6 protein-coding genes are annotated in these 8,100 nt (G+C 63.5%); 2 read left to right on the top strand and 4 right to left on the bottom strand.

Going from position 1 to position 8,100, the window contains the following annotated elements:
- Nucleotides 1–886 precede the first annotated feature (886 nt).
- Complete coding sequence (locus tag AC1P6P_RS18740; RefSeq protein ID WP_481403966.1) at nucleotides 887–1,183, bottom strand: integration host factor subunit beta; 297 nt, start codon at nucleotides 1,181–1,183, stop codon at nucleotides 887–889.
- 528 nt (nucleotides 1,184–1,711) lie between these two features.
- Between AC1P6P_RS18740 and AC1P6P_RS18735 the strand changes: the two genes are divergently transcribed.
- The gene (locus AC1P6P_RS18735; RefSeq protein ID WP_481403965.1) at nucleotides 1,712–1,957 is read left to right on the top strand and encodes a hypothetical protein; all 246 of its coding nucleotides are present in this window, start codon (nucleotides 1,712–1,714) and stop codon (nucleotides 1,955–1,957) included.
- A gap of 72 nt (nucleotides 1,958–2,029) precedes the next feature.
- Entirely contained in the window at nucleotides 2,030–4,663 is a 2,634-nt protein-coding gene (locus AC1P6P_RS18730; protein WP_481403964.1) for a hypothetical protein, read from the top strand.
- 1 nt (nucleotide 4,664) lies between these two features.
- On the opposite strand, the gene AC1P6P_RS18725 is transcribed toward AC1P6P_RS18730, so the two are convergent.
- The 3 genes from AC1P6P_RS18725 to rpsA all read right to left on the bottom strand — a co-directional run.
- Complete coding sequence (locus AC1P6P_RS18725) at nucleotides 4,665–5,429, bottom strand: DUF5131 family protein (protein WP_481403963.1); 765 nt, start codon at nucleotides 5,427–5,429, stop codon at nucleotides 4,665–4,667.
- A gap of 5 nt (nucleotides 5,430–5,434) precedes the next feature.
- On the bottom strand, nucleotides 5,435–6,271 hold the full coding sequence (gene tcmP / locus AC1P6P_RS18720; RefSeq protein ID WP_481403962.1) for a three-Cys-motif partner protein TcmP: 837 nt from the start codon (nucleotides 6,269–6,271) through the stop codon (nucleotides 5,435–5,437).
- 214 nt (nucleotides 6,272–6,485) lie between these two features.
- The coding region (rpsA, locus tag AC1P6P_RS18715) for a 30S ribosomal protein S1 (protein ID WP_481403961.1) at nucleotides 6,486–8,100 on the bottom strand (1,615 nt) is incomplete at its 5' end.

Here is an 8,100-nt window from a genome sequence, read left to right as displayed (position 1 = left end):
GAAACGCACTCGAGAGTCGCAATTCGGGGCAAGCCGAAACATTGACGGCGCACAGAACAGTCCTGTGCACGACTCGGTAAGTACTGCGAATCAGTTTCGCGCGGAAATCATCCGGTGCTCGCGCAAGGCGATGCGCCGGTTCTCCCCAGATCATTCCTGTGCATGATGATAGAATGGAAAGCAAGCGTTTCCGACTCGTCAGCGCCCACGCGCGACCGAATGCGGCGAAAAAAGTATCCTCAATCGCTCCTCGTGCGGGACTTCAGAAATGTGGAGGACTCGTGCTCGAAACGCGCGCGCGAAACCGGAGGGGGACAAGCCGCAACATTCGTGATTCGGGAAGGGAATCTGTGCGCGGGCGACATTGCGCACTTAAAAATTCGCCATCAGGAAAGAGGTGTCCGGGCGGGCGAGCGAGGCAAAATCCGACATGCGCGCGCTTGGGTTGCGCTCCGGGGCGAGCTGGCGCGACGCGCTTCTTTCCTCCCCCGCGGTGCGCTGCGAACGGTGTCGATGGCGAAATAGCGGGGGCCGGCGTCGCGCTGGCGACGTCGGACCGGAGGGGGAAATACTTCGGCGCCGCCCCCTCCTGTCGCCGAAGTGGCGACACCTCCCCCGCGTTTCTGCCGGCGGTGCAGCGAAGAGAGCTTGTCACCGCGGGGAAGGAAAGACGATCAATGATCTCGTCTGAAGGTCTGTTGCTTTCGCAAGAGAAGCGGGGACTGTACCGGCGCCCCCTCGGCCCCGACATTGCTACACGACGCTGGGCCACCTCCCCCGCTGTTCCACAATCGCGAAGCTCGGACGCCAGCGCTCCGCGGGGGAGGAAAGAGCACGCGCCAATGCACGCGCGGCCGCGTGTTGCGCGAAAAGGTTTTCGGTTCGCTTAGTCGGTTGCGCTGCCGTTGATGTTCAGGCGCTCGCGCAGTTCCTTGCCGGTCCGGAAGAACGGCGCGCGCTTCTCGTCGACCTCCACCGGCTCGCCGGTCCGCGGATTGCGACCCATGCGCGCCGGGCGGACCTTCACCGAGAAGGCGCCGAACCCACGCAGCTCGACGCGGTGCCCTTCCGCCAAGGCCTTGGTAACCTGATCGAGAACCGTCGAAACGATCCTCTCCACATCACGGTGGTAAAGGTGCGGATAGCGCGCCGTCAGACGTGCAACCAGTTCGGACTTGATCATCCCCTTGCCCCTGGACTGGAGCGGCGTGGTCGTTGCTGCCATGAACCGCTCCGGCATGGGTTAACCCTGTCAGAGCTTGGCCGGTCCGTCAACAGGAAGTCACTGAATTCCCAGCCCTTTTTAACCGTATCCCACAAATCTCACGAATCACTTTTCGTCTTCCGACGCGGCGAAAACACTGAGCCGGAGACCGCCGCCCGGCTTTCCCGATTTGGTTGTCGGGGGGCAGCGCAGCACCCCGGAATTACGAGCTAACATATTGGAAAAGCGTGACCTTTTCCCCTATTCCAGGGTCAGCCTGGAACCAAATCCGGCAAGCCACTGCGGCGCCTTGGGTGTCTGCCCGATGCCGCGCTGGCGGCGCCTGGGTGGCCGCGGTCGAATCGGCGAGTAGGATTGTCACACCCGACGTCTGTAAACGTTTTTGACGATTCCGAATCCTGACGTGCACCCCAAGTTCCTGGCCGTAGCGGCGGATCGCTGGCACCAGGGTTGCAAATGTGAATGGCGACTTCGGGGGTTCACATCGTGAAACGCATCCTCATCCTCGCCGCCACCGTCCTGCTTACGACCACGGCCGCTTCGGCCAATCCGCCGCCCACCGGCACGTCGACCATCGTGTATCGCGTCATGGCCGCCGCCTACGCAGCCGGACACGATGTCGTCGAGGCGCAGAGTGCAACGCTCGATTTGCCACGCGGCCGCCTGCCCTTGCCTTCAACCATAGCGTTGGTGGCGCTGGGATTGCTCGGGGTGCTGCGCCTGCGGCCCTGACGCGCCCTGCCGCCGTTTTTTTGTCGTGAAGGCGGCAGTAGATAAACGCGTCCCCAACCCACGGGCCGCGTCATGTCGAACATCGATCGCCGTTCCTTCCTTCGCCGCAGTGGCGTGGCCGCTGCGCTGCCGCTTATTACCGGCGCCGCGCCCGGCGCACCGGTGACACTCGTCATGGACGGCAGCGATCCGGTAGCGGCGGCCCGTCCGGTGCTGCGCGCCGCGCACGCGCTGCAGCAGGCCCTCACCAAGGCCGGATTTGCCGTCCAGCGCGCGCAGACGGCCGCCCAGGCGGCCGGATCGATCATCATGGCCAGCGGCGCGACCTTTCCGGTCGGGGTCGGAGCCCTTGCCGGAGCGCATGTGGCGCAGCCGACAGCGCCCGAGAGCCTCGCCCTGTTCGAGACCAATCTTGCCGGCAAGCCGGCGGTGGTGGCATGCGGCGCCGATGCCCGCGGGCTCTCCTATGCCCTCTATGAACTTGCCGATCGGGTGCAGACCGGCGCGCCGCTGAAGTTTCCGCAAGCGGTAATCGAAAAGCCGGCCAATCCGGTGCGCAGCGTGATGCGCCAGTTCACCTCGGAACTCTACGACAAGCCGTGGTTCTATGACCGCGCGATGTGGGCCCAGTATTTCGCCATGCTGGCGGCGAACCGCTTCAACCGCATCGATCTCACCTTCGGGCTTGGCTACGACATGCTGAAGGGGGTGGCCGATCCCTATCTCGTCTTCGCCTACCCCTTCCTTCTGGCAGTGCCCGGCTACGACGTGACGGTGACCAACCTTGCCGATGCCGAACGCGCCCGCAATCTCGCGACGCTGCGCTACATCAGCGATCTCGCCGTCAGCTACGGGCTCGATTTCCAGCTCGGGTTGTGGATGCACGGCTATGAGATGAAGGACACGCCCGACATCAAATACGCGGTGACCGGCATCACGCCGGAAAACCACGGCCCCTATTGCCGCGACGCGCTGACGGCGCTGTTGAAGCTGCTGCCGGCGGTTTCCAGCGTCGGCTTGCGCATTCACGGCGAAAGCGGCGTGGCGGAAGGCTCATACAATTTCTGGAAGATGGTGTTTGCCGGCGTGCCGGCGGCGGGGCGCAACATCGAAATCGACCTGCACGCCAAAGGCATCGACGACCGCATGCTGGCGGATGCGCTGGCGACCGGGATGCCGGTCAACGTCTCGCCCAAGTTCGCCACCGAGCACATCGGCCTGCCCTATCACCCCGCCGACATCCGCCCGAGCGAAATCCCGCCGCCGAATGGCGAAGGCAAGGGGCTGATGACGCTGTCCGAAGGCCAGCGCAGCTTCACCCGCTACGGCAATGCCGACCTCATGCGCGAGGACCGCAAATATACCGTGCGCACCCGCATGTTCTATGGCTCGCAGCGTCTGCTGGCCTCGGGCGGAGCGGACAGCGCGGCGGCCTATGGGCGCGCGTTCCAGTTCTGCGGCATGACCGGATTCGACCTGCTGGAGCCGCTGACCTATCGCGGCCGGCGCGGCTCGGCGGTGGCGGCATCGGCGCGCGACGGCTATGCCTTGCGCAAGCTGGCGGCGACCTATGACTGGCAGAAATACGAGTACTGGTACCGCTCGTTCGGCCGCATGACGTACAATCCCGATGCCGACGTCGAAACCGTGAAGCGCAGCTTCGGGCCCAAGCCGCAGGCGCGGGCGCTCGAAACCGCGCTGGCGACGGCGAGCCGCATCCTGCCGCTGGTCACCACCGCCCATTCGGAAAGCGCCGCCTGCGATCTCTATTGGCCGGAAATCTATTGGAACCTGCCCTTAGCGCGCGAGGCCGACAAATTCTTCTGGGACACACCGAGCCCTCGCACTTTCCAGAACGTCACCGGGCTTGATCCGCAGCTGTTTTCCTCGTGCAAGGACTGCGCGGCGGAACTGGTGGGCGAAAAGAGCGGCCTATATTCGCCGCTGGAAGCCGCGCTGTGGCTCGACGAATTGGCCGGCGACACCGAAGCGGCGCTGAAGGCCGCGGGCGTACCGCAGCACGCCGATCACGTCCGCCTGGCCATCGACTGCGAAATCCAGGCGCTGCTCGGCCGCTTCTTCGCCGCCAAACTGCGCGCCGGCGTGGCGATGGCGCTGTTCGAGCAGACCCACGAGGCGGAAGCGCTGAAGACCTGCATCGGCCATTACCAGAAGGCCCGCGGCGTGTGGGTGAAGATCATCACCCGCGCCCATGGCGTTTATGCCGACGATCTTGCCATCAGCGACCGCTTCACCGAGCGTGGCGCCTGGGCCGCCCGCCTTGCCGACATCGACACCGACATCGCGGCGCTGCAAGCGATGCTGCCGACGGCTACGGCCGGCGCCGCGCCGGGGCTGGCGGCAATCGCCGCGGTCCGCGCCCGCGACCCGCTGGCGGTGACCCACACTGCGCCCGCCGCGTTCACCCGCGGCACGGCCGTGGACCTGGTGGCGGCGGTGCGCGAAGGCCTGACCAAGGCGACGCTGTGGTATCGCCACGTCAACGCCGCCGAACGCTGGGTCGCCGCCGACATGGCCTCCACCGCCGACGGCTGGCGCGCCGCGATCCCGGCGCCGTACACGGACAGTCCGTACCCGCTGCAATACTATTTCGAATTCCGCGCCGCCCCGGAGCGGGCGTGGATATGGCCCGGCTTCGATGCGAAACTGCTGGGCCAGCCGTATGTCGTGGTGCGGGCGGGATAGCTTACTCGGCCGCGATGCCGATTTCCGGGTATTCGTTCCAGACCTGACGCCGAAAAACCCGCCCGGCGGCCTTCTTGTTCACACCACCCCATTGCTTGAAGAAAAATGCCGTTCCGTGGCGCCGGCATTGCCGGTGAATCTGCTCCACCCACGCCTCGTCCATGGCGCGCGCCTTGGGGCCGGATTCACCGCCCACGATCGCCCACTGGATCGCGTTGAGGTCGACGTCTCCGACAGGTCCCAACAGAGGTTCAAAGGAGATGAACCGCACAACCGCTGGCACGCGCCGCAAATTATCGATCCGCCCGACGAATTTCGCATTCTCGACAGACGTTCCAAGCCAGACGTTTTCCAGAACCGGAAAATCGGACGCCGCCAGCACTGTCGCCATATTCTCCGGGCGCTTCGTCAATATCTGATAGATGTGCTGCGGCGTGCGTTGCATCACGTCCCAGACGCGGCGAATGAAATCGGCCGGCACGCCATCCTGGAACAGGTCCGACATCGAGTTGACGAATATCTTGCGCGGCTTGCGCCAGTGCAGCGGTACGTCGAGCGCGGCCTCTTTCAAGTGAAGCCGCCCCGTCCACACCGGATGGCCGTTCACTTTTTTGGTGACGCCGCGATACGCCGGGTGCCCCATGGCCTGAAGGCGCGACGCCATCCGCATGGCGTAGCAATGCGTACAGCCGGGCGACAGGACTACGCACCCTGAAATCGGATTCCAGGTCGCATCGGTCCATTCGATGTCACTTTGCCCGGCCATTATCGCTACAATCCTAACTCGCCCTGTCCAGAAGTGTTGCGTATTTCATCCCAAAAGTAGTTAGCAATCTTTTCTCGACTGGCCAACGCGAGCCAATAAAGTCTTTGGTTCCGATTACCCCTGACGAGTTCAGCTCGCGAATCGAGGAATCCCAATTCGCGCAGCAAGTTCTGCCAGTAGGCGAGCACCGCTGCCCTGACTGAATTCAGGTTTTGATTGATATCAACCACATTGCGCCAACCAGGCGCGAAACTATCAAACGCCTCATACTCTTCGGTTGTGTACCTGTCCGAATTCCTCTGCATGTCTTGAATGCTCACATGCATCAACAGATCAATGTGTCTGAGCGCTGACAAAACTCTGATGATCTCAAACGACAGCCCAGCCAAGTTAAACGGATCAAGAAATGCCAAGTGGAGGCCATAAGGATTAACTCGTTCCACTATCTGCCTTGCCGCCCCTACTGCCGTCTCAGCATACGTCGCAGCCGACCCTCCGATAGCGCTTATCCGTTGGGCGGCGGCGGAACAAAACTCTGGCTGCAACTCGGCGAGGTGGACTTCGGAAAATGGAACACCACCTGTTTTCGCAGTTTTGAATGCAATCAATGGGCTTCCGTCGACGTACGCGCCTGTTTCACGAATTCGAGCGCGGCCGGCCCCGCAGAACAGATCAATGTAGGCGGCACCACGCCTCTGCGAGGACGGCCGGTGCAAGTCGAGATATTTCCGGCGTGTCGCTCGCGTAATATCGACATACTTCTTCAAACGCGCATGTTTTTCGAGTGCCCACTCACCGACATCACCAACGGGCAGCCCGTCGTCGGGGTCAAGGTCGTCCATTAATGCCCCCCAAAAATGGAAATCGAACAAAAATAGAACGTAAACGTCAGAAATTCAACCTGTGCTTGCCAGTGCCAAAATCAAAAAGCCCGGGGCCTTCGCCCCGGGCTTTTCGAACTGTGAGACGTAAGCCCCCTTCCCGGCTTCGCCGGACTTCCCCCGCGGTCTGAGTGCCGGTGTTGGCAGCTCGGTGCCCGCGGGGGCAGAAAGGGTCTTACTCTTCGTCTTCGGTGCCTTCGGCCTGGCGCTTCCTGAGGGCGGCGCCGAGGATATCGCCGAGGCTGGCGCCGGCGTCGGAGGAACCGTACTGGGCGACGGCTTCCTTCTCTTCCGTGATTTCGCGCGCCTTGATCGACAGGTTGATCTTGCGGCTGGCCTTATCGACCTGGGTGACAAGCGCATCGACCTTGTCGCCGACGCCGAAGCGCTCGGGACGCTGGTCGGCACGATCGCGCGCCAGATCGGAGCGGCGGATGAACGCCCGCGCACCGCCGTCGAGCTGAACCTCGATGCCACCATCGTTGACTTCGGTAACGACCACGGTCACGACCGAGCCCTTGCGGAGCGGGCCGGCCTTTTCCATCGGGTCCTGATCGAGCTGCTTGATGCCGAGGCTGATGCGTTCCTTCTCGATATCGACATCGAGCACCTTCGCCTTGACGATCTGGCCCTTCTGGTAGTCCTGCACCGCCTGGTCGCCGGCCTTGTCCCAGCTGAGGTCGGAGAGGTGGACCATGCCGTCGATTTCGTCGGCAACGCCAACGAACAGGCCGAACTCGGTGATCGACTTGATCTCGCCTTCGACGATCGTTCCCGCCGGATGCTCGGCCACGAACACCTGCCACGGATTGTCCTGGGTCTGCTTGAGGCCGAGGCTGATGCGGCGCTTGTTGGAATCGACTTCCAGCACCTGCACGTCGACTTCGGCGCCGGGGGCGACGATCTTCGACGGGGCGACGTTCTTCTTGACCCACGACATTTCCGAAACGTGGACCAGGCCTTCGACGCCCGGCTCCAGCTCCACGAAGGCGCCGTAGTCGGTGACGTTGGTGACCTTGCCCTTGAAGCGGACGCCCTGCGGGTACTTGGCGGCAACGCCTTCCCACGGATCGGTCTGCAGCTGCTTCATGCCGAGGCTGATGCGCTGGGTCTCGTGGTTGATCTTGATGATCTGCACGGTGACGGTCTGGCCGACCGACAGCACTTCGGTCGGGTGCGAAACGCGGCGCCACGCGATATCGGTGACGTGCAGCAGGCCGTCGACGCCGCCGAGGTCCACGAACGCGCCGTAGTCGGTGATGTTCTTGACGATGCCTTCCACCACCTGCTTTTCCTGCAGGGAGGCGACCAGCGACGAGCGCTCTTCGGCGCGGCGCTCTTCGAGCACGGCGCGGCGCGACACCACGATATTGCCGCGGCGGCGGTCCATCTTCAGGATCTGGAACATCTGCGGCTGGTTCATCAGGGGACCGACATCGCGCATCGGGCGGACGTCGACCTGCGAACCGGGCAGGAACGCCACGGCGCCGTCGAGGTCGACCGTAAAGCCACCCTTGACGCGGCCGAAGATGACGCCCTGCACGCGCGCCTGATCGTTGAACGCCTTCTCGAGGCGGACCCAGCTCTCTTCACGGCGGGCCTTGTCGCGCGACAGGACGGCTTCGCCCATGGCGTTTTCGACGCGTTCCAGGAACACTTCGACGGTGTCGCCGACCTTGATCGGGGCCTTGCCCTCTTCGTCGCCGAATTCCTTCAGCGAGACGCGGCCCTCGGTCTTCAGGCCCACGTCGATGATCGCGAGGTCCTTCTCGATCGCCCCGACCTTGCCG

This window comes from Rhizomicrobium sp. (assembly GCF_056722145.1).
The sequence above is the reverse complement of the archived record's forward strand: the minus strand, read 5'-3'. Positions and strand labels throughout refer to the sequence as shown.

What these genes read in the sequence shown, in the direction of transcription:
- tcmP (WP_481403962.1), bottom strand. Translation starts at nt 6,271, where the DNA reads ATGGACGACCTTGACCCCGACGACGGGCTGCCCGTTGGTGATGTCGGT.
- AC1P6P_RS18730 (WP_481403964.1), top strand. Translation starts at nt 2,030, where the DNA reads ATGTCGAACATCGATCGCCGTTCCTTCCTTCGCCGCAGTGGCGTGGCC.
- AC1P6P_RS18740 (WP_481403966.1), bottom strand. Translation starts at nt 1,183, where the DNA reads ATGATCAAGTCCGAACTGGTTGCACGTCTGACGGCGCGCTATCCGCAC.
- AC1P6P_RS18725 (WP_481403963.1), bottom strand. Translation starts at nt 5,429, where the DNA reads ATGGCCGGGCAAAGTGACATCGAATGGACCGATGCGACCTGGAATCCG.